The following is a 19,594-nucleotide window of genomic DNA, read 5'->3' on the forward strand; positions in this document are numbered from 1 at the left end:
GCGGTCACGCCGGCACCGATCCGAACAGGTCGAGATAACGGGCCTGTATCCGGCGCAGCGTGCCGTGATTCAGGGTAACACCCTGGCGATCGAAGAACTCCAGAATCTGGATCGCCACCTTCCGTCCGTTGTCGAGCCGGTCGCGGAACTGTGCCGCGGTGAAGCGGCCGTCCGCCGCGTGCGACGCGACGTCGGCGGCGATCAGCAGCATCTCATGCACGGTCGCGCGAAGGAAGAAATGGTCGTGTGCCACTTCGTCCACGAGGCCGACCCGCGCCGCGGATTTCATCAGTTGGCGGACCTCCGCCTCCGGGCGCCCGACCACGGCGGCGACGTCGCGCACTCGCGGAGGCCGGAAGCGGACGTCGCCGCCAAGCAAGGGTTCGATCGCCCGCCATGCGGCCTCGCGTTCCGGACTCAACTGCAATGTGTGCGAGGCCATGCGCACGAACGCGCCATCGCGAACCACGCGGCGGGCGACATCCTCGTGTTGCAGGGCCAATGCGAACGCGGCGGGCGACAGCCGCGGGCGCAAGGCCACCCTCAGTTTTTCCCGGCCGATGCCTTGCACATCCGGATGGGCCGCATGGAACGCTTCGAGGCGTTCGGCCAGGGCGTCGACGAAACCCCGCCAGTGCACCTTGTCGATCGCCACACGCTCGTCGCCCGCGTCGAACACCAGCGGTGCGAGCGCGGCGACGATGTCGTCCAGCATGGCCGCCGTCAGGGCACGATCGCGCGCGAATGCAAGCACGTCCCACGCGAACGGCGGCGCATCGAGCAGCGCCGCGAGCGCCTCCCGTGGATCGTCGATCGCCAGCGCGGCTCGTTGTGCCTGTCGTTCGGGCGTTCGGCGCTGTCGCGATGGCGCGCGGAGGTCGAGGAAACGGCCGCCTCCGATGGTTCGCCGCGCGGAGACGTCGCGCAGCACGAAGCGATCGAGCGCCGCCGCGGCGATCGGCTCGCTCAACACCAGCTGCACGTCGGCGGTCTGTCCCGGAAGCAGCTGCTCGCCTTCCAGCGGCACGACGCGTACGCCGACTTCGGCCGCGCCGTGATGCAACCGGGCAGGGAACCATGCACCGACGGGCTTGGGCTCACCGGCCAGGATATGCAGGCTCGCATCGATGCGGTCGGTCGGCGCGTGCAGGAAAGGATCGACGACCATGTCGCCGCGCTGGATCGCGTCCTTGGCGATGCCGTCGCCAGCGAGGTTCAGCGCGCAACGGTCGCCTGCGCGGCCGACCTCCACCTGGCGGTTCTGCGCATGCACCGAACGCACGCGTGCGGTCAGGCCCGAGGGACTGAGCATGACCTGGTCCTTTACCTGCACGGTGCCGGACAACACGGTGCCGGTCACCACCACGCCGATGCCGGCCAGGGTGAACACACGATCCACCGCGAGCCTGAAACGGCCGTCCGCACGCCGTGCACCGAACGCACGCGCCTCCATGGCGAGCCGGTCGCGCAGCGCGTCGACGCCCAGGCCCGTCGTCGAGGATACCGGCAGGATGTCCGCCATTTCGAGCATCGTGCCTGCGGTCGCCTCGCGGATCTGCGCGGTCACCTCCGCCAGCCGTTCCGGCGGGACCAGGTCGGACTTGGTCAGCGCGACCAGTCCGCGCCCGACGCGCAGCAGGTCGAGGATCGCCAGGTGTTCCAGCGTCTGCGGCATGACGCCGTCGTCGGCGGCCACCACCAGCAAGGCGATGTCGATGCCGCTCGCGCCGGCGGCCATGGTGTGCACGAAGCGCTCATGGCCCGGCACGTCGACGAAACCGAGGGTAAAACCATCATCCATCGGCAAATAGGCGAAGCCCAGGTCGATGGTGATGCCGCGTGCCTTTTCTTCCTTGAGGCGATCGCCGTCGACGCCAGTCAGCGCCCTTACCAGGGACGTCTTGCCATGGTCGATATGGCCGGCCGTGCCGATGATCATGGAGTGTGGGCGAGGTGGGCCAGGGTCGCCAGGAAGGCGTCCTCGTCGGTTTCCGCGAGACAGCGCAGGTCCAGGTGCAGTGCGCCCTCGCCGATACGGCCCACGACGGGGCGTGGCAATGCGCGGAGTGCCGCCGCCAGTTTTTCCAGCGTGCGCTGGCCGCCGACCGGGCGGACCGACAGCGCGGCGCTGGCAAGCGTATCCAACGGCAGCGCGCCGGAACCTATCTGGCTGTGGCAATCGCCTACCTCGACGACGAAGGCATCGCCGATCCGTTCCGCCACCGCCCCTCGCAGGCGGCGCGCCTGTGCCTCGATGTCCGCATGGGGGCGTGACAGGAAGCGCAGGGTCGGAAGCCGTTCGGCAAGACGGTCGGGATCGCGATACAGGTTCAGCGTGGCCTCGATGGCGGCAAGCCGGATCTTATCCACGCGCAAGGCGCGCTTCAGCGGGTTGCGATTGATCCTGGCGATCAGGTCGCGGTCGCCGACGATGAATCCCGCCTGCGGCCCACCTAGCAGCTTGTCGCCGGAGAACGTGACCAGTCGCGCGCCCTCGGCCACCGCTTCGCGCACCGTCGGTTCCCTGGCGAGGCCATGACGGGAGAGATCGACGAGGCTGCCCGAGCCGAGGTCGTTGAGCAGCGGCACGCCCGCGTCGTCGGCGATCGCCGCCAACTCGCGTGCCCCGACTTCGGCGGTGAAGCCCTGGATGCGATAGTTCGAGGTGTGCACCTTCAGCACGAGTCCGCTGCGCTCGTTGAGCGCGTCGCGATAGTCCGCGGCGTGGGTGCGGTTGGTGGTGCCCACCTCGATCATCTCCGCGCCGGCACGCGCCATGATGTCGGGCATGCGAAAGGCCCCGCCGATCTCGATCAGCTCGCCGCGCGACACCACCGCCTCGCGGCCGAGCGCGAAGGTGTTGAGGCAGAGCAAGACGGCCGCGGCGTTGTTGTTGACCACGGTGGCATCTTCCGCACCGGTCAATTCACGAAGCAGGGCGCGCAAGTGGTCGTCGCGTTCGCCGCGTACGCCGCTGGACAGGTCGAACTCCAACGCCACCGCGTGACGCATCGCTTCCACCGCCGCCTCGATCGCGGCCTCGGCGAGTACCGCGCGGCCTAGGTTCGTATGCAGCACGGTGCCGGTGAGATTGAACAGCGGGCGCAGGCCCGGCATCCTCGCTTCGAGCAGCCCGCGCGCCCGCTGGGCGATTTCAGCCACGCTGGGCGCCTCCGTGGGAGACAGGCGAAGGGCATCTCGTGCATCGTCGATGACCTGACGGATTGCCTCGGTGGTGGCGGCGCGCCCATGGCGTTCCAACAACAAGGCTGCCTCCGCGGTCGCCAGCACGGCGGCCACCGCAGGGAGATTGCGCAGCGAGGTTGCGTCAGGTCCGGACATGCCTCGTATGCTGAGGTGCCGCCCGTGCGGGGTCAAGAAAAACCACCATCTGCCCCAAGATCATGGCGGCACCGGCCCCGGTATGTAGATGGTCGTTTCGTTGGATTCGACGTATCTGAGCGTATTTCTCTTGAAGTCTTGGAATTCCTTGTCGGTCACAACATACCGATCGGGGGCGCGATCCAACGACAAGGTGAACTTCACGGAGAATGCGCCGCCCGCTCCGTAGTCGTATTCGTAGGTGAGGTCTACTTCCTTTTCAATGCTTTCCCCACTTTGCAGGACGATAAAATAGCTGGAGAGAATTCGTCCGATGTTGACGGAACGGCCGATATATCGGGAGACCTCACCCACGCCGTTCTTTACTTCGTACTGGGATTTCGGAAGGCGTCCGCCGGACATGACGAATGGAGTGTCCCATTTCATGATGGCAACCGGTTCGTCCCCTATGTTGTGCAAGGTCAGTTTCACGATGGCCGAGCGTTTGCTATCCGAGGCATAAGGGGTCTCCAGCTTCGCTGTCAGGCGCTGCTCGGCCAAGCTAACAGGACTTGTCGTTAGTGCTCCCATGCTCCAGCCGAGCAAAGCCAACATACGCTTCCACTTCATGGTCTATCCCTATCTTTGATCATTCCCTGGGGCGTCGATACGCACCAGTCGCCTTTCGAGCTTCCGCCGAAGCTATGCCGAGGAATGAAGCAAGCACATGGAAGAATTCTGAGAAAGTCGATGACTTCCACGCCCTGTGACCTCTGTCACACCAGTCGGCTGGATTAACCACGTGCTTGCCCGGACGTCATGTCGAACGAGTAGCTCCCGTGCTCCCTGTGAGGTGGGTCGAACACCTCGGAGCGCGGGATGGTTAGGCCATTAAAGGCATGGGGCGTGCAGCAGTACCGGAGGTCTTAGCCTTCACCAGCCAGCAGTAACGGATTCGGCGCATGCCGCGCGAAACCGGCCTCGGCGATCAACAGGTCCAGTCCGAGCGAAGCGAGGTCATCCGCGAACGGATCGGCCTGCATGTCGTGCACCTGGAAGAACAACTTGGAATACGTGTGGCAGTCGGCGCAGGTCTCGGCCTTGACCAGGCCGGAATCGCCTTCGATGGATTGGAGCGAAAGGTGACGCGTGCCGCCGCAGGTGATGCATACGGCGCGTACGTGATTCCATGCGGTGGAACACATCGAGCAATACAGGTAGCGCGTGCCGGGCGTGGTGCCGCTTGCCGTGATCACGCCAGCCACCGGCGGTGAACCGCAGCACGGGCAAAGGCCGCGTTCCTCCAGAAGGCGAAGTTCGTCGACGTTCAACGGGGCAGCGGAACAGGTGAAATAGACCTGCAAGGCCGCCGCGACGAAGACGGCGGCGCCCGCGTCGGTGGTGCTTACGCGGCCGCGCAGGAAGTTGTCGGCCAGCTGGTCCAGCGTGGCGTCGTCGCCGTGTCGCAACGTTTCCATGGCGTCGAGGGCGGGAGACGGCAATCCTGCGATGTCGATGCGATCGAGCAGCAACCTCAAGCCATCGCGCCATGAAGCGTCACGGCGATGGCCGTCCGCCGCCAGCGGCGGCAATCGCGCCTCCGTCGCCTGCGCCACGGTATCGGCTCCGAGCGTGGCGGCGGGGCCGAGCGTCGTCGCAACGGCATGCTGCGCGCGTGCCAATCCCGCCATGAAGCGCAGCCATGCTTCCATCGGATGGCCGCCGGCCGCGAGCTCGTCGAGCCGCTTCGCGGTGGCCGCGAAACGGCGCGATGGATCGGCGAGCAGGATCGGATCGGGAGCCTTGACGCCCGCGTGCGATGGACCGCTCCACTTGGCGTTGGGTGGTGCCTCGGCTTGCTTCACGGATCTTTCCTGGGCGTGGTCTTGCCGCGCTGGCCGGAGGCCAGCTCCCAGAACCACTTGCGATGATGATGCCAGGCCCAGCCCGGGGTGACATAGCCCTGGGTCATGCTCCGCACCGAGTTGCGGATCCAGATGGCCGCATAGACGTGGGCCACCCAGACGAGGATGGCCGCGATGGCCGCCAGGCTATGGATGAGCACGGCCACGCGTTGCACCTCGATCGAGGTGGCCGCGCCGAAATAGACTTCCCAGATCAGCAGTCCGGTGAGGAACAGCACCGGGATCAACAGCGTCATCGACCAGAAGACCGCCTTCTGGCCGCTGTTGTTGCGGCCGATCGGAGGCACGTGTTCGTCGTCGTTGGTGACGACCTGGACGATCGCCTTCGACCAGGCGATGTCCTCGCGTGCCGGAAGGTTCACGCGCCAGAACTGGATGATCATGCCGATCCAGCTGAGCATGAAGAAGACGCCGAACCACGGGTGCGCCGCACGTGCCCATTGACCGCCGCCGAACAGGCCGGACAGGAAGAACAGCATCGGATGGAACATGGACAACCCGGACAGGAGCAGCAGGATGAAGAGCCCTGCGTTGATCCAGTGGTTGATCCGGTTCGTCGTGGTGTAGCGCGTGATCGCATACTTCGGGCGGGTCATGACTTCTCCTCCGGGTCCGGTTCGCGCTCTCCACGCAGGGCACGCGCAGCCTCTTCCTCGTCCTCTTCCGTGACTTCGTTCGGGCCCACGGTGATCCAGTGGAAGAAACCGGCGATGGCGGCGAAGGCGATGCCCGCCACCGCCAACGGCTTGATGATGCCCTTCCATGCCTCGACCACGGGGCTGATGCGCGGCTTGTCGGGCAGGCCGGAATAAAGCGACGGCTTGTCCGCATGGTGCAGCACGTACATCACGTGCGTGCCGCCGACCTCCTTCGGATCGTACAGGCCGGCATTCTCGAAGCCACGCGATTTCAGGTCCTCGATGCGTTCACCGGCCCAATGGGTCATGTCGCTCTTGGAACCGAACATGATGGCGCCGGTGGGGCAGGCCTTGACGCAGGCAGGTTCGAGCCCGACCGACACGCGGTCGGAACACAGCGTGCACTTGTACGACTTGTGGTCTTTCTTGCTGATCCGGGGAACGTCGAACGGGCAACCCTTCACGCAGTAGCCGCAGCCGATGCACTTGTCGCTGATGAAGTCGACGATGCCGTTGGCGTACTGCACGATCGCACCGGGCGCCGGACACGCCTTCAGGCAGCCCGGGTCTTCGCAATGCATGCAGCCATCCTTGCGGATCAGCCATTCGAGGTTGCCCTGTTCGTTCTCGTACTCGGCGAACTTCATCAGGGTCCATACGCTCGGCCCCAGGTCCATGGGGTTCTCGTACGAGCCTTCGAAATGCCCGATCTCCGGACGCAGGTCGTTCCACTCCATGCAGGCCGACTGGCAGGCCTTGCAGCCGATGCAGCGGCTGACGTCGATGAGCTTGGCGACCTGGTCCTCGTGGCTGCGCGCCACGGGGGGCGTCATCGTCGAGGCCGAGCGCCGGACATAGTCTTGGGATTGCAGGTCTGACATGTCGTTGGCCTCAGGCTGCGACCGGTGCGCTGGTCTTTTCGACGTTCACCAGGAACGCCTTGAACTCCGGCGTCTGCGTATTGGCGTCGCCGACGGATGGCGTCAGCGTGTTCGCGCCGTAGCCCTTCCGGGCCTGGCCGGTGAAGCCCCAATGCAACGGCACGCCGATCACGTGGGCAGGCTTGCCGTCCACGATGAGCGGCTTGATCCGCTTGGTCACATAGGCCTTGCACACCACTTCGCCACGTTTGGACGACACCTTCACCCAGCCGCCTTGCTCGATACCCTTCTCTTTCGCCAGGACCTCGCCGATCTCGACGAATTCCTCCGGCTGGAGGATCGCGTTGATCAGCGCGTGCTTGGTCCAGAAATGGAAATGCTCGGTGAGGCGGTACGTGGTCGCCACGTACGGGAAGTCCTTGGCGTTTCCGAAGGCGGAGCGGTCGTCGGCGAAGACGCGGGCTACCGGATTGGCGTTGACCTTCGGGTGCAGCACGTTCTCCACCGGCGATTCCATCGGCTCGTAATGCTCGGGGAACGGGCCTTCCGCCATCAGGTTGCGGGCGAACAGGCGGCCCATGCCTTCGGCGTTCATGATGAAGGGACCGACACCGTCGGAGGGCTTCACGGTCGGGCCGTAGTCCGGCACGTCGATGCCGACCCAGCGCGTGCCGTTCCATTCGATCACCGGCTTCTTCGGGTTCCAGGCCTTGCCTTCGAGGTTCGCGCTGGCGCGGTTGTAGAGGATGCGGCGGTTGGCCGGCCACGCCCACGCCCAGTTCGGGGCGATGCCTTGCTCGCGTGGATCGGTGGCATCGCGGCGGGCCATCTGGTTGCCCTTCTCGGTGAACGAACCGGTGAAGATCCAGCAACCCGCCGCGGTGGTGCCGTCGTCGCGCAACTGGGCGAAGGCGTCCAGCAACGTGCCTGCCTTAGTCGTCACGCCCGTGGCCGGGTCGGTGATGTCGGCCAGCGCACGGCCGTTCATGTCCTTGGCCAGTTCTTCCGGGTCCGGTGCGACCGGATCGGTATATTTCCAGGCGACGTTGAGGATCGGATCGGGGAAGGCGCCGCCTTCCTTTCGGTACATCTCGCGCAGGCGATGGAAGATGCCGCTCATGATCCAGATATCGGACATGGCTTCGCCCGGCGCCTCGGCCGCCTTCCAGTGCCATTGCAGCCAGCGCGCCGAATTGACCAGCGAGCCGTTTTCCTCGGCGAAGCAGGTGGTCGGCAACTGGAATACCTCGGTCTGGATCTCCGCGGGCTTGGCCGGGTTCTGCGGGCCGAAGTCCTGCCAGAAGCGGGAGGTCTCGGTGTCCAGCGGGTCCATGGTGACGAGGAATTTCAGCTTGCTGAGGCCACGGCGGATCTTGCCTCGGTCGGGGAAGGCCTGCAGCGGATTGAAGCCCTGGCAGATATAGCCATTCATCTGCCCCGCGTTCATCATCTCGAACGCCTTGATGATGTCGTACAGCGGCACGTCGAGCTTGGGCAGCCAGTCGTAGGCCCAGTTGTTCTCCTGCGTCGCGGCGTCGCCATACAAGGACTTCTGCAGGCTGACTACGAACTTGCGGTAGTTCTGCCAGTAGCTGGTCTGGCCGGGACGCAAGGGCTTGAACAGCTTCGTCGACATGTATTCGTCGAAGCTGGTTTCCTTGTCGTTGGGCAGGGTCAGGTAGCCGGGCATCTGGTTGGACAGCAGGCCGACGTCGGTCAACCCCTGGATGTTGGAATGCCCGCGCAATGCGTTCATGCCGCCACCGGCCACGCCGATGTTGCCCAGCAGCAGCTGGATCATCGCCATCGCGCGGATGTTCTGCGCGCCCACCGTGTGCTGCGTCCAGCCCAGCGCGAACAGGCTGGTCATGGCCTTGTCCGGCGCGGCGGTGCTCGCGAACAACTCGCAGATGTGCAGGAACTTGTCCTGCGGCGTGCCCGTGATGCGCGAGACCATTTCCGGCGTGTACCGGGCCACGTGCTGCTTGAGCAGGTTGATCACGCAGCGCGGGTCCTGCCAGGTGTCGTCCGACCTGGCGAAACCCTGTTCGTCCAGTTCGTAGTCCCAGCTCGACTTGTCGTAGCTATGGGTTTCGCTGTTGTAGCCGCTGAACAGACCGTCCTGGAAGTCGAATCCTTCCTTCACGATCAGGCCGGCGTTGGTGTACGCGCGTACGTACTCGTGCTGGATGGCGTCCTTTTCCAGCAGGTAGCGCATCACGCCGCTCAGGAACGCGATGTCCGTGCCCGGCCGGATGGGGGCGTAGTAATCGGCCACGGAGGCCGTACGGGTAAAACGCGGATCGACGACGACGAGCTTGGCGCCGTTCTCGATCTTCGCTTCGATCACCCACTTGAACCCGCAGGGATGCGCTTCGGCGGCATTGCCACCCATCACCAGGACGACGTTGGCGTTCCTGATGTCCTGCCAGGTGTTGGTCATCGCACCGCGACCGAATGATGGGGCCAGACTGGCCACCGTCGGTCCGTGTCAGACGCGCGCCTGGTTGTCGAACACCACCATGCCGAGGGAGCGGGCGACCTTCCAGGTGAGGAAGGCGGTCTCACTGGACGAGGCCGACGCCGCCAGCATGCCGGTGCTGGTCCAGCGATTGACCGTGGTCCCGGCAGCGTTCGTGGCGATGAAGTGCTTGTCGCGGTCTTCCTTCATCAGCCTGGCGATGCGGTCCAGGGCGAAATCCCAGGAGACGTCCTTGAACTCGGTGCCTCCTGGTTCGCGATAGCGCGGCGTCTTCAGGCGCGTGGGTGCGTGCACGATATCGAGCAGGGCCGAGCCCTTCGGGCACAGGGTGCCGCGGTTCACCGGGTGGTCCGGATCGCCCTCGATATGGATGATGTTCGATAGGGCGTTCTTCGCCCGGTCGCCCATGCTGTAGATGAGGATTCCGCAGGCGACCGAGCAATACGTACAGGTATTGCGTGTTTCGGTCGCGTGGGTGAGCTTGAAGGGGCGGACGGCGGCGGCTTGCGCCACGCCCGATCCCCCGAAGCCGAGCATGCCCATGCTGGACGCTGCCAGGCCCAGGCCCGTGAACTTGATGAACTCGCGGCGGGTGAGTGCCATCGCTTGAGCTCCCGAGGAACTTGGCTAGACGTACCGCCTTGTCAGAGGCGGCGACACGGCCAGGGATCTCCCCGGAATGAGGGATCATGGCTGTTCATTCAGAAAGGTACATCAAGTTCCCTGCCGGGTCGATGACGTTTTTGCACGTTTCCGCCGTCACGTCACGGTGGAAACCTCCGGCCAGGAATGGCTCGTGAAAGCCACGGCGTCATGCGCATGCAGGCTCTCCTGGTGTTCCAGCCGGACCTGGAAGCCGGCCAGGTCCGCGTCGCCGTCGAGTACCCGCTGTATCCGTCGCGCCGCATCCTCGCAGAACATGAGGTTGCCGCCGTTGGCCAGTGCGAAAGCCTGTTCGTCCTCGCGCTTGACCGCGGTCTGCACGGGCGTACCGAGCGCCCCTTCGACCGCATCGAGCAAGCCGATGAGGTTCGGCGTGGCGCCTGTGGCGTAGCGCACTCGCAGGCGTGCCACGCTACGTTGCGCATGAGGGGTGGCGACGATGCCTTGTTCGCTGCCCAGCCATGCCAGCACGGCGGAGCGATCCAGCGGAGAGCCCACCGCGAAGTCGGTCGCGAAGCGCTCCTGGATCAGTTGCCGCGCCAGGGCGGCGGACGCGGGGCAGGTGGAGGAATAGGTCACTTCCGTCGTCAGGCCGAGATGGAATCCCCGGGCGTCCCGCGTGGCCTCGATCGTCACGGGATACGCGCGCCATCCGCTGTTGTCGCTGCGCAACGCGCGCCGGCGCACGAGGTGCTGGAAGCGGATGTCCACGCGGGCGCGATCCGCCAGTCCCGCATGGGAGTCGAGGAAGGCTTGCAGCATGGCGTCGAGCATTTCCGCGTCGAGCGTTCGAGAACCGAGGTGCTCGTCGATCGTCAGGTAGAGCCGCGACATATGGATGCCACGCACGTCCGGCCGCACCAGGTTGACGAAGGCACCGATCTTCGCCGCCGCGACCTGCGGCACGCCGTCACCGGCGTCGAATCTGACGGGTGCATCGATGCCGTCCATGCCCACCCATTCGAGTGCGGCGCCGAAACGCGGAGCGGTCTGCGTGGCGACATCGGGCATCGCGCCCGTCGTGTCCGAAAGGATCTTCATGGGGTTTCGCTCGTTCGCAAGGCGGCGACCGCCGAGGCGGCATTCACCTCGAGCATGCCGTTGGTGACGGTGCTCGTGCGCAGGAGGATGTCCCGTGCGGTGCGCGCGTCGAGCCGCGGCGCGAGGGACAGCAGCAGTGCGACGATCCCGCTGACATGTGCCGTGGCCATCGACGAGCCCGAGGTGAAGTCGTATCCGCCGCCTGGCTGGGTGGTGAGGATATCGTTGCCCGGTGCGCTGACGACGCCGGACGGCGCGGGCGTGGTGGCGCTGGATCGCACCACGATCACGCCGGGCGCGTTGTCGGGGAAGCCGCCGGTGGCGCCGTCCGGCGGCAGCGCCGCGACCACGATGCGGCCCTGGCCCACGAGCTGCGCCAGCAGCTTGCCGAGCAGGGGGTCGGCCGGACCACCCAGGCTGAGGTTGACTATGCGTGCGTCCGTATCGTTGACGGCGGCGAGGGCCTTGGCCAGCGTGAACGAGTTGCAACGTGCCGCGTGCTGGCCGGGCGGATACCAGCAGGCCTTGTAGATGCTGAGCCGCGACTTCGGCGCGATGCCCACCATGCCCTGGCGGTTGTCGCCCACCGCGGCGATCACGCCCGCCACCTCGGTGCCATGGCGGTCGTGGTTGAACGCGGAGGTGTCGTTGTCGACGGCATCGCCGCTGTCGTGAATATGGCCTTGCAGGTCGGGATGCGAGATGTCGACGCCGGTATCGACGATCGCCACGTGCACGCCCTGGCCCTGCGTCGTGGTGTGCGCCACGGCGGCATGCGTTTCCACGAAGCCGCGCTGCAGGTCGGTGTAGGGATCGTTGTATTTCTTCCCCTCCGGCGGGACGTCCGAGTAGACGGAATAGTCCTGCAACGCCTGCGCCAGCTGCACGCGGCCATCGCTGGCCAGCTGCGCGACCAGGGCATCGCGGTCGGTCCCCACCGGTGGTTTCAGCACCACGCAGTACGCACCCAGCGCCTTGATCGGCCAGCCCGCGACCTCGCGCATGCCATAGGCGCGCTTGATGTCGGACAGCACCGAAACGGCGCGCTGCCCGGCGCCGTAGCTCGCCGAGGGTGCGTAGCCGAGCAGGTTGGAACCGGCATGCGTCGAGGCCGGTTCCAACGGATTGGCCACGACCAGCACGATGTCGCGTTCGCTATCCATCGAGGCGACGCCACCGGCCGATGCCGATGCGGTATCCGCGCCGGATGCCTGCGGCCGGTCCGGTCGCACCGGCGCGCAGGCGGCGAGGGTGGATAGCAGCAACGCCAGGACGAGGGAGGCTCGCTTCATGGGGTATCGGTGACGGGTTCCGCGAAACGGATACCCGGATCGGCGCGCAAGCCCTGCAGGGTCTGCGGCGTCGGCATGTTGCCGTCGGTGGACACCAGCGTGTACGCACCCACGTCGTTCGGGCCGCCGACCACGCGCAAATGGTACTGATGCAGCAGCGCGTTCCATTCGGCCACCTTCAGTGTCGCCACGGGTACCACGTGGAGCGAACCCGGTGCGGCAGGGGCGGATTCCTGGCTCAGCGTGCGGTACACCGGCGCGGCGGCATGGCCAGCGCCTTCGCCGCCGAGCTTGATTCCCAGCACGCCGATTCCGACGGCCTGGACCAGTACCGCGGCGACCAGCGCGCGGGTCAACCAGCCGGACGATGCCGCGCGGCGCGACGTGGCGACCTGCTGCGGGTCCGCTTCATCGATGCGTGCCAGCAGTCGGGCGAGCCCCGCTTCGGCATCGATATCCAGTCCGGGCGACAGCGCCAACGCGGCGCGCAGCCTTTCCTGCTGCGCGAATTCCTCGCGGCAGGCCTCGCACTCGGCCAGGTGCATGTTCAACCAGGCGCCCTGCACGGGCGACGCGTCACCCTGGAGCACCCAGGGCATCGCTTCCCAGGCACGGGGGCAGTCCCTGCCGATATCCTTCTGGAAAGTCATGGCACGATCTCCCTGTTGATGGTTCGCTCACCGGCTAGCCCCGGGAGCACGTTGCGCAGTTTTACGCGGGCATGGAAAAGCCGTGCCTTCACGGTGCCCACCGGGCATTGCATGATCGTCGCCACGTCGTCGAGCGTGTGGCCGATGCCATAGACCAGCTCGACCACGACGCGCTGGTCGGCGGAGAGGCGGTCCAGGCCCTTGCCCAGCCAGTCGCGCATTTCGCGATCCTCGCCGGGATCGTGCGAGGGCGTGCGGTCTTCCGGCACGCTGTCCTCGTCGACCGGCTCGCTGCCGTGCTGGCGCAGCGCCTTCAGGCCGCAGCGATAGGCGATGCCCATGATCCAGGTGGACACGCGGGAATCGCCCTGGAACGTGGCCGCCTTCTGCCAGGCGATCCAGAAGCAGTCGTTGATCGCTTCCTCGATGACGTCCGTGCGCCGGGTCAGGCGGGAAAGGAAGCGGACGAGCCGCCCGTGGTATCCGCGGTACATGACCGCCAGCGCGGCACGATCGCCGGCCGACATGCGCTGTAGCAGCATGCGGTCGACGGCGTCGGCATCGAGTTCGGCTTCGCTCATGGGCTCGGGAGGCATTCGGATAGGACTCATGAGTACCGGGATGGGCCCGAAAGGTTGCGCCGTCTACCTTTCAGAAGGCCCACGACACGGTCGCAACCCAGGGTGAGACATCCGGCTGGAAGCGGAGCTTGTCGCGGTTGCTCATGATGTGGGCGAGGTCCACCCGCCACGGGCCCTCGGTCCAGGTCAGGCCCAGGTGACCATAGTAGTAGTGGTTCCGCCGGTCGTAGTCGCTTCCCCGTGGCGGTACCAGTTCCTGGGCCACCCCGGCGCTGGCGGTGATGGAGAGCTGGCGGGCCACCGGCCAGCGCAGGCCCACGTCGGCCGCGCCACGCGGGCGTTGCCCGCCGTAGTCGTTCAGGTGCGTCGCCGACAGGCCAAGGGTGAGGACGTCGCGATAGATCCAACCCACCCCGAGTTCCGTGCGGTCGTAGGTTCGTGCCTGGCCGTGGCGTGGATAGTGGTAGTAGAGAAGATTCGACTGCACTTGCCAGTCGCTGGAAAGCGACCATGAGCGCGCCACCTGGGCGAGGGTTTCCACGATACGCCGGGGCGTTCGCAGTTGTGCACTCGCCGATGCACCGACGGACCAGCCCTCCGGCAAGGACCAGGTGCCCGCGCCCTGGAGGATGGGACCGGGCGGCGTGATCGCCACGCCACGATCGACCAGTTGCGAGCCGAGTGCCGCCACGCCGCTCCATGCCGACGACTGCGCCTGCGCGGGTGCCACCGCTCCCGCCGCGACGAGCATCCAGATCGCCCCGACGCGATATCGGGGCAGGGCGTGCGAGGAACGGTGCTCCAGCATCGGCTGGGTTTCGCCTCAGTGGAGGGTGTCGAGATAGGAGATAAGGTCGTCCAGCTGCGTGGTGTCGGTGAGGCCGTCGTATTTCATCTTGGTGCCCGGGTTGGCGATCTTCGCCGGTTGCGAAAGATACGTATGCAACTGTTGGGGCGTCCATGTCCACGGGCTTTGCTTCAACGCATCGGAATACTCGTAGTCGGTCACACTTCCGGCCTTGCGGCCGACGATACCGAACAAACTGGGTCCTTTCTTGTTCCGCCCCTCCTTTACCGCGTGGCATTCGGCGCACTCGGACTTGAAGACGTCGGCACCGGCCTTGGCATCGCCGGCGCGGGCAAGGGGCGATGCCAGCGCCCAGCCGCCGGCCAGCAGGGCCATGGTGGCGAGGCGCAGGCTTTGTCGCACGATCGGGTTCAACACGCTGTGCTCCTGTGGTGGGTTTAGAAGGCTAGGCTCGCCGTCACGAAGAATGCGTTCAGGTCGCCGGCGTTGGTCGGGCGCGCTCCCGGCGGAGCGAAGAAGATGTCGTCGCCCCGGCCATTGAACCGGGTGAAGCGGAACCAGTTGGCCGCCAGTTTCAGGTTGGCGATCGAGGTGTAGGAGTCGTCCCTGCCGAAGGGCGTCCAGAACACCGTGAGCAGGTTGCTGGTGGTGTCGGGACTGCCCGACGGTCCATAGCGCGCGACGTCGCGGGAGCCGGTGCTCTTCATGTGGCTCACGGAAAGGCCGTAGCTTTGCCTGAACGTGTAGGTGACGCTCGCGGTCTGGTCGTGCACGTTGCCGTGGTCGCGCGCCTGCACGCCGCCGATGATCGGGGCGCTGCCATAGTCGCGCCGTTCGAGGATGTTCACGTAAGCCACCTGGACGATGTGCTCGCGGTTGCCCAGGTATTGGTAGCTGAGGTCGTAGCCGAGGTCGGTGAGGTCGTCGCTCGGTCCGGAGCGTGGCAGTTGGCGCTTCGTCGTCAACCCGACGACGCCGGCGGAGAAGAACTGCCGCTTCATGTCCTTCATGTAGGCGAGGCGGACGTAACCCGTATCGCTGAGCCGCCCGGGATCGCCGGCCACGTTGTAGCCGAGATGGTCCTGCTGCGAGGTGGGCAACGAGCGGTAGGTACCGACTTCGCCGTACCAGTTCGAATCGTAGAGGCCGTACACGCTGGCACCGATCACGCGGTTGGCCAGTGAGTTGGGGCTCGATGGATTGAGGAGGGTCCCGGTGACGCCGGCGGGGCCCAGGGTCGAGAACGCCGGCAGCGTACCGACGGGATCGGTGAAGCCCGGGCTGTTGTTCACGCTCACGCCGAACAATGCGTCCTTGCCATGGACCTTCAGTTCCTTGGCGACGAAGCGAAGGTCGATATTGCTGAGCCGGGTGTTGTAGGTGTTGTGGCCGGTGTGATCGGCTTCGATCTTCACATAACCGCCGACCTGGTCGGTAAGCCTTCCCGCCAGGTAGAGGTCGCCTTCGCTGAGCTGGGTGCTGCTATCGCCGCGGGCCGGTGCGGAATGCGATTCGATCAATTGCATGGACAGCGGAATCTTGTGGCCCTTGCCGTCGGTATCGGTATAGCCGTTGAGCTTGAAACGCATGCCATACGGTGTGAGGGCGGGCCCATAGGACCCGGCATGGCAGTCCGCGCAGGCGGCACCCGTCTGCCGCGCATAGGCGGGGATCGCGTGGGCCGCGGTGCTGGCCAGGAGCAGCAGGAGCGTGGCGAGCGCGGCCCTGATGGCGTGTCGTCGGGTCGATATCGGCAACATGGCGGGTTCCTTCTTCCTTTGTCGATCGGTGGCAACGGTGAAGCGGCCGCGGCCCATCAGCGACGGCGGCCCGGGAGCATCATTCGGAGGGTGTGGTCGCGCAGCACGAAGTGGTGCCACAGCGCCGCGGCGAGGTGCAGGGTGACCAGGGCGAGCAAGGCCCAGGCGGCATCCACGTGCAAGGACTGCAACCTGTCCGCCAGGTCCTCGTCTTCGCCGACGAGCGCGGGCAGGGTGAGGCCGAAGAAATGCACGGGCGTACCCGCGGCGCTCGACATGGCCCAGCCGAGCAGGGGCAGGGCGAGCAACAAGGTGTAGAGCGCGACGTGGGTAAGCCCCGCGAGCACGCGGACAAGCCGCGAATGCTCGCCGCCGGGTGGCAGCTTGCCGTAGCGGATACGCAAGGCCACCCGAGCGGCGAAGAGCAGCAGCACCAGCAGGCCCGCATGGCGGTGTCCTTCCAGCAGCCATTGGCGCAAGGCCCGCCCGTCGAGTTCGTCGCGGGTCAGGATGAACGCGGCAGCCAGCGACACGCACAGCACCGTCAGCCAGTGCAGTGCGACCAGTTTTCGTGGCCGCGTCGGTGCCGCCTCGTCGTTGTCCACTGTCGTGCCCCGTCCATCCTCGTGTTCCGCTTGAGTGCCGGGACGCGCACGGAAGGTTGTGCCGGCAGCGAACGCAACCTTCGATGAAGGTGGCGGCACTCAATCCCGACTCTCGCAGCCACTGTCACAGCCGGGCCATCGCATGGACATCCAACCGATTTCCCTGACCTCGCACGGCGACAGCCGGGGAATGCTCGTCGCGCTGGAGCAGGAACGGAACGTGCCCTTTCCCATCCGCCGCGTGTATTACCTGTTCGCCACCACGCCCGATGTGCATCGCGGGCGTCATGCGCACCGGCGCTTGAACCAGCTCGCAGTGGCGGTGCGCGGCCGGGTCACCTTCCTTCTCGACGACGGCGACGGTCCGGTGGAGGTCGTGCTCGACGATCCCACCAAGGGACTGCTGCTGGGCGCCATGGTCTGGCGCGACCTCTACGATTTCAGCGACGACTGCGTGCTGATGGTCCTGGCCGACCAGCACTACGACCCGGATGACTACATCACCGACTACGACGATTTCCTGCGGGAGGTGCGTGGCGGGACACGGTTGGAAGGGTTGGCGGCATGGTGAGCGTCGCTCCGCCAGCCGTGCCCTTCCTCGATATCGGCGCGGTCAATGCGCCCTATGCCGATGAACTGAAAGCTGCGGCCGGCAAGGTCATCGATTCCGGGTGGTACGTGCTGGGCGAAGAATTGCACGCCTTCGAGCGCGAGTTCGCCCACTACTGCGGCGTGGCGCACATGGTCGGCGTCGGCAATGGCCTCGACGCGTTGTCGTTGATCCTGCGCGCGTATATGGAACGCGGCGCGCTCGCCGAAGGCGACGAAATCATCGTACCCGCCAACACCTTCATCGCCAGTTTCCTCGCCGTCACGACGAACCGGCTGGTTCCCGTGCCCGTCGAGCCGGACGACGCCTCGTTCAACCTCGATCCCACGCGCGTCGAGGCGGCGATCGGCCCGCGCACCCGGGCCATCATGGCGGTGCATCTGTACGGTCGCCTGGCCGACATGTCCGCGCTCGCGGAGATCGCCCGGCGTCGTGGCCTGTTGCTGATCGAGGACGCGGCGCAAGCCCACGGCGCCTCCTTCCACGGCCGCAGGGCGGGTTCGCTGGGCGACGCGGCCGCTTTCAGCTTCTATCCCGGAAAGAACCTGGGGGCGCTCGGCGACGGCGGAGCCGTGGTCACCGACGACGAGGACCTGGCGACCCGCGTCCGTGCCCTGCGCAACTACGGCTCGCCGGAGAAATACCGGCACGACAGGCAAGGCACCAATTCGCGGCTGGATGAAGTGCAGGCGGCCATGCTGCGCGTGAAGCTGCGCCACCTCGACGCGGACAACGCGCGCCGTCGCGCGGTGGCCGAGGCCTATCTCGCAGGGATACGTCATCCGGCGATCCGACTGCCCGCCGCTGGCGCACCCGGCACGCACGCGTGGCACCTGTTCGTGGTCCGTAGCGCACGCCGCGAGGCCTTGCGCGAGCACCTCGCCCGTCAGGGCGTCCAGACGCTGGTGCACTACCCGGTTCCACCGCACCGGCAACCCGCCTATGCTTCGCTGCGGGACCTTCGGTTACCGCTCACCGATCGCATCCACGCCGAAGTATTGAGCCTGCCGGTGGCGGCCGTCCTGCGCGACGAGCAGGTCGAGCAGGTGGTCGAGGCCTGCATGTCCTACGCGGACGGCCCGTGAGTTTCCTCCGCTCGGGTTTCTACGCGGCCCTGGGCACCGGCGCACGGCTGCTCGCCGCGTTGGTGGTGGTCAAGCTCGTGGCCTCGTCCGCCGGTCCGGAAGGCATTGGCAGGCTGGGCCAGTTCATGAGCCTCATGTCCGTCCTGGCCGTGTTCGCGGGCGGGGGCATCAGTTCCGGCGTGGTGAAATACGTGGCCGAGTACCGCGAGGACGCGCCCCGGCTGTCCCGTCTTCTCGCCGCCGCGCTCTGGTACGCCTTGCTCGCTTCCTGCGTCATGGGTACCGCCACCTGGCTGTTCAGCCGGCAGATCGCCGCGTGGCTCATGGGCGATGCCGGCTATGCGAGCCTCGTCCGCGTGCTCGCCGTCGCGCAGCTGGGCATCGCCGTCGTCAACTACATGCTCGCCGTGGTCAACGGCTTCATGGATGTGCGCCGGCTCGCCGCCATCCAGGTGGCCGGCTCGATCCTGGCGATGCTCGCCGCACTGTGGCTGTCCCGCTGGCTGCACCTCTACGGTGCCTTGCTCGCCCTCGTGCTGGGGCAGTCCCTGTGGTTGCTCGTGGCGTTTCCCGCGTGCTGGAAGAGCCCCTACTTCCGTCGCGGCATGCTGCGCATGCGCTTCGACCGGGAGATGACCGGACGCCTCGCCGCGTTCTCCACGATGACCTTGACGTCGGCACTGGTACCACCGCTGGTCAACATCGCGGTCCGCGACCATCTCGCCGCGCGCTTCGGCTGGGAGCAGGTCGGCTACTGGCAGGCCGTGAGCCGCGTTTCGGATGCGTACCTGCTGTTCCTCGTCACCGCGATCACGGTCCACTACTTGCCAAGGCTGGCCTCCACGAAGGAGAAGACCGCGCTCGTCGCGGAATTCCGCCAGGCCTACCGTCACCTCCTGCCCGCGGTGGTGGCGATCGCGGCCGCGGTATACCTGATGCGCGAGCCCATTACGCGCGTTCTCTTCAGTGCCGACTTCACGGCCGGGGCGAACGACCTCTACGGCCCGCAGCTGGTAGGCGACGTGTTCAAGATCGCGTCTTTCGTCCTGGCCTACCTGATGCTGGCGAAGTCGATGACCCGTCTCTTCATCGTCTCCGAGATCGTCTTCGGCGTGACCTATTTCCTGCTGGTCTGCGCCTTCACCACGACGTTCGGCGTGATCGGCGCGATGTACGCCTTCGCGGCCAACTATGCCCTCTACCTCGTCTTCAATGTCGTGGTGGTGCGGCGCTACCTGGGAGGGCTCTGACC

At 66.2% G+C, this 19,594-nt stretch carries 18 protein-coding genes; 3 read left to right on the forward strand and 15 right to left on the reverse strand.

Annotated elements, in window-relative coordinates; translation table 11 throughout:
* Positions 1–4: 4 nt before the first annotated feature.
* From selB to ACN9M2_RS02985, 15 genes are all read right to left on the reverse strand, one after another.
* On the reverse strand, positions 5–1,939 hold the full coding sequence (gene selB, locus ACN9M2_RS02915) for a selenocysteine-specific translation elongation factor (RefSeq protein ID WP_426286683.1): 1,935 nt from the start codon (positions 1,937–1,939) through the stop codon (positions 5–7).
* On the reverse strand, positions 1,936–3,342 hold the full coding sequence (selA, locus tag ACN9M2_RS02920) for an L-seryl-tRNA(Sec) selenium transferase (RefSeq protein WP_426286684.1): 1,407 nt from the start codon (positions 3,340–3,342) through the stop codon (positions 1,936–1,938). The genes selB and selA overlap by 4 nt, the downstream gene beginning before the upstream one ends.
* A gap of 60 nt (positions 3,343–3,402) precedes the next feature.
* On the reverse strand, positions 3,403–3,951 hold the full coding sequence (locus ACN9M2_RS02925) for a hypothetical protein (protein WP_426286685.1): 549 nt from the start codon (positions 3,949–3,951) through the stop codon (positions 3,403–3,405).
* 296 nt (positions 3,952–4,247) lie between these two features.
* Positions 4,248–5,186, reverse strand: a complete 939-nt coding sequence (gene fdhE / locus ACN9M2_RS02930) for a formate dehydrogenase accessory protein FdhE (RefSeq protein WP_426286686.1) — start codon at positions 5,184–5,186, stop codon at positions 4,248–4,250.
* Positions 5,183–5,842 (reverse strand): formate dehydrogenase subunit gamma, encoded by a 660-nt coding sequence (locus tag ACN9M2_RS02935; RefSeq protein WP_426286688.1) that lies wholly within the window; start codon positions 5,840–5,842, stop codon positions 5,183–5,185. The genes fdhE and ACN9M2_RS02935 overlap by 4 nt, the downstream gene beginning before the upstream one ends.
* Complete coding sequence (gene fdxH / locus ACN9M2_RS02940; RefSeq protein WP_371022663.1) at positions 5,839–6,765, reverse strand: formate dehydrogenase subunit beta; 927 nt, start codon at positions 6,763–6,765, stop codon at positions 5,839–5,841. Before fdxH ends, ACN9M2_RS02935 begins: the two co-directional genes overlap by 4 nt.
* 10 nt (positions 6,766–6,775) lie before the next feature.
* A complete protein-coding gene (gene fdnG / locus ACN9M2_RS02945; protein ID WP_426286689.1) occupies positions 6,776–9,850 on the reverse strand; it encodes a formate dehydrogenase-N subunit alpha in 3,075 nt (1,024 codons plus the stop codon).
* Positions 9,851–10,006: 156 nt separating this feature from the next.
* Positions 10,007–10,951 (reverse strand): GTP cyclohydrolase FolE2, encoded by a 945-nt coding sequence (folE2, locus tag ACN9M2_RS02950; protein ID WP_426286690.1) that lies wholly within the window; start codon positions 10,949–10,951, stop codon positions 10,007–10,009.
* Positions 10,948–12,243, reverse strand: a complete 1,296-nt coding sequence (locus tag ACN9M2_RS02955) for a S8 family serine peptidase (protein WP_426286691.1) — start codon at positions 12,241–12,243, stop codon at positions 10,948–10,950. Before ACN9M2_RS02955 ends, folE2 begins: the two co-directional genes overlap by 4 nt.
* Positions 12,240–12,893 carry a zf-HC2 domain-containing protein gene (locus tag ACN9M2_RS02960; protein WP_426286692.1) on the reverse strand — a complete coding sequence of 218 codons (654 nt, stop codon included), beginning with the start codon at positions 12,891–12,893 and terminating at the stop codon, positions 12,240–12,242. Before ACN9M2_RS02960 ends, ACN9M2_RS02955 begins: the two co-directional genes overlap by 4 nt.
* Positions 12,890–13,474: an RNA polymerase sigma factor gene (locus ACN9M2_RS02965; RefSeq protein ID WP_426286693.1), complete on the reverse strand. Its 585-nt coding sequence runs from the start codon at positions 13,472–13,474 to the stop codon at positions 12,890–12,892. The genes ACN9M2_RS02960 and ACN9M2_RS02965 overlap by 4 nt, the downstream gene beginning before the upstream one ends.
* Positions 13,475–13,544: 70 nt before the next feature.
* Positions 13,545–14,282, reverse strand: coding sequence for a hypothetical protein (locus ACN9M2_RS02970; RefSeq protein ID WP_426286694.1), 738 nt, complete (start codon positions 14,280–14,282; stop codon positions 13,545–13,547).
* A gap of 15 nt (positions 14,283–14,297) precedes the next feature.
* Positions 14,298–14,696: a c-type cytochrome gene (locus ACN9M2_RS02975; RefSeq protein ID WP_426287851.1), complete on the reverse strand. Its 399-nt coding sequence runs from the start codon at positions 14,694–14,696 to the stop codon at positions 14,298–14,300.
* A gap of 23 nt (positions 14,697–14,719) precedes the next feature.
* On the reverse strand, positions 14,720–16,042 hold the full coding sequence (locus ACN9M2_RS02980) for a cytochrome C (RefSeq protein ID WP_426286695.1): 1,323 nt from the start codon (positions 16,040–16,042) through the stop codon (positions 14,720–14,722).
* Between the two features lie 56 nt (positions 16,043–16,098).
* Positions 16,099–16,608, reverse strand: a complete 510-nt coding sequence (locus tag ACN9M2_RS02985) for a cytochrome b (RefSeq protein WP_426287852.1) — start codon at positions 16,606–16,608, stop codon at positions 16,099–16,101.
* Positions 16,609–16,789: 181 nt separating this feature from the next.
* Between ACN9M2_RS02985 and ACN9M2_RS02990 the strand changes: the two genes are divergently transcribed.
* From ACN9M2_RS02990 to ACN9M2_RS03000, 3 genes are read left to right on the forward strand one after another with little or no spacing between them, the layout of a single operon-like run.
* A complete protein-coding gene (locus ACN9M2_RS02990) occupies positions 16,790–17,218 on the forward strand; it encodes a sugar 3,4-ketoisomerase (RefSeq protein WP_426286696.1) in 429 nt (142 codons plus the stop codon).
* Positions 17,212–18,342, forward strand: coding sequence for a DegT/DnrJ/EryC1/StrS family aminotransferase (locus ACN9M2_RS02995; protein WP_426286697.1), 1,131 nt, complete (start codon positions 17,212–17,214; stop codon positions 18,340–18,342). Before ACN9M2_RS02990 ends, ACN9M2_RS02995 begins: the two co-directional genes overlap by 7 nt.
* Positions 18,339–19,592 carry an O-antigen translocase gene (locus ACN9M2_RS03000; RefSeq protein WP_426286698.1) on the forward strand — a complete coding sequence of 418 codons (1,254 nt, stop codon included), beginning with the start codon at positions 18,339–18,341 and terminating at the stop codon, positions 19,590–19,592. The genes ACN9M2_RS02995 and ACN9M2_RS03000 overlap by 4 nt, the downstream gene beginning before the upstream one ends.
* Positions 19,593–19,594: the final 2 nt, after the last annotated feature.

This window comes from Luteibacter sp. E-22 (genome assembly GCF_049913125.1).
GTDB lineage: Bacteria > Pseudomonadota > Gammaproteobacteria > Xanthomonadales > Rhodanobacteraceae > Luteibacter.

Excerpts from the sequence above, each read along its gene's own strand:
- ACN9M2_RS02980 (WP_426286695.1), bottom strand. The coding sequence starts at position 16,042 with ATGTTGCCGATATCGACCCGACGACACGCCATCAGGGCCGCGCTCGCC.
- ACN9M2_RS02925 (WP_426286685.1), bottom strand. The coding sequence starts at position 3,951 with ATGAAGTGGAAGCGTATGTTGGCTTTGCTCGGCTGGAGCATGGGAGCA.
- fdxH (WP_371022663.1), bottom strand. The coding sequence starts at position 6,765 with ATGTCAGACCTGCAATCCCAAGACTATGTCCGGCGCTCGGCCTCGACG.
- selB (WP_426286683.1), bottom strand. The coding sequence starts at position 1,939 with ATGATCATCGGCACGGCCGGCCATATCGACCATGGCAAGACGTCCCTG.
- ACN9M2_RS02960 (WP_426286692.1), bottom strand. The coding sequence starts at position 12,893 with ATGACTTTCCAGAAGGATATCGGCAGGGACTGCCCCCGTGCCTGGGAA.
- ACN9M2_RS02935 (WP_426286688.1), bottom strand. The coding sequence starts at position 5,842 with ATGACCCGCCCGAAGTATGCGATCACGCGCTACACCACGACGAACCGG.
- selA (WP_426286684.1), bottom strand. The coding sequence starts at position 3,342 with ATGTCCGGACCTGACGCAACCTCGCTGCGCAATCTCCCTGCGGTGGCC.
- ACN9M2_RS02995 (WP_426286697.1), top strand. The coding sequence starts at position 17,212 with ATGGTGAGCGTCGCTCCGCCAGCCGTGCCCTTCCTCGATATCGGCGCG.
- ACN9M2_RS02965 (WP_426286693.1), bottom strand. The coding sequence starts at position 13,474 with ATGAGCGAAGCCGAACTCGATGCCGACGCCGTCGACCGCATGCTGCTA.
- folE2 (WP_426286690.1), bottom strand. The coding sequence starts at position 10,951 with ATGAAGATCCTTTCGGACACGACGGGCGCGATGCCCGATGTCGCCACG.
- ACN9M2_RS02970 (WP_426286694.1), bottom strand. The coding sequence starts at position 14,282 with ATGCTGGAGCACCGTTCCTCGCACGCCCTGCCCCGATATCGCGTCGGG.
- ACN9M2_RS02990 (WP_426286696.1), top strand. The coding sequence starts at position 16,790 with ATGGACATCCAACCGATTTCCCTGACCTCGCACGGCGACAGCCGGGGA.
- ACN9M2_RS02955 (WP_426286691.1), bottom strand. The coding sequence starts at position 12,243 with ATGAAGCGAGCCTCCCTCGTCCTGGCGTTGCTGCTATCCACCCTCGCC.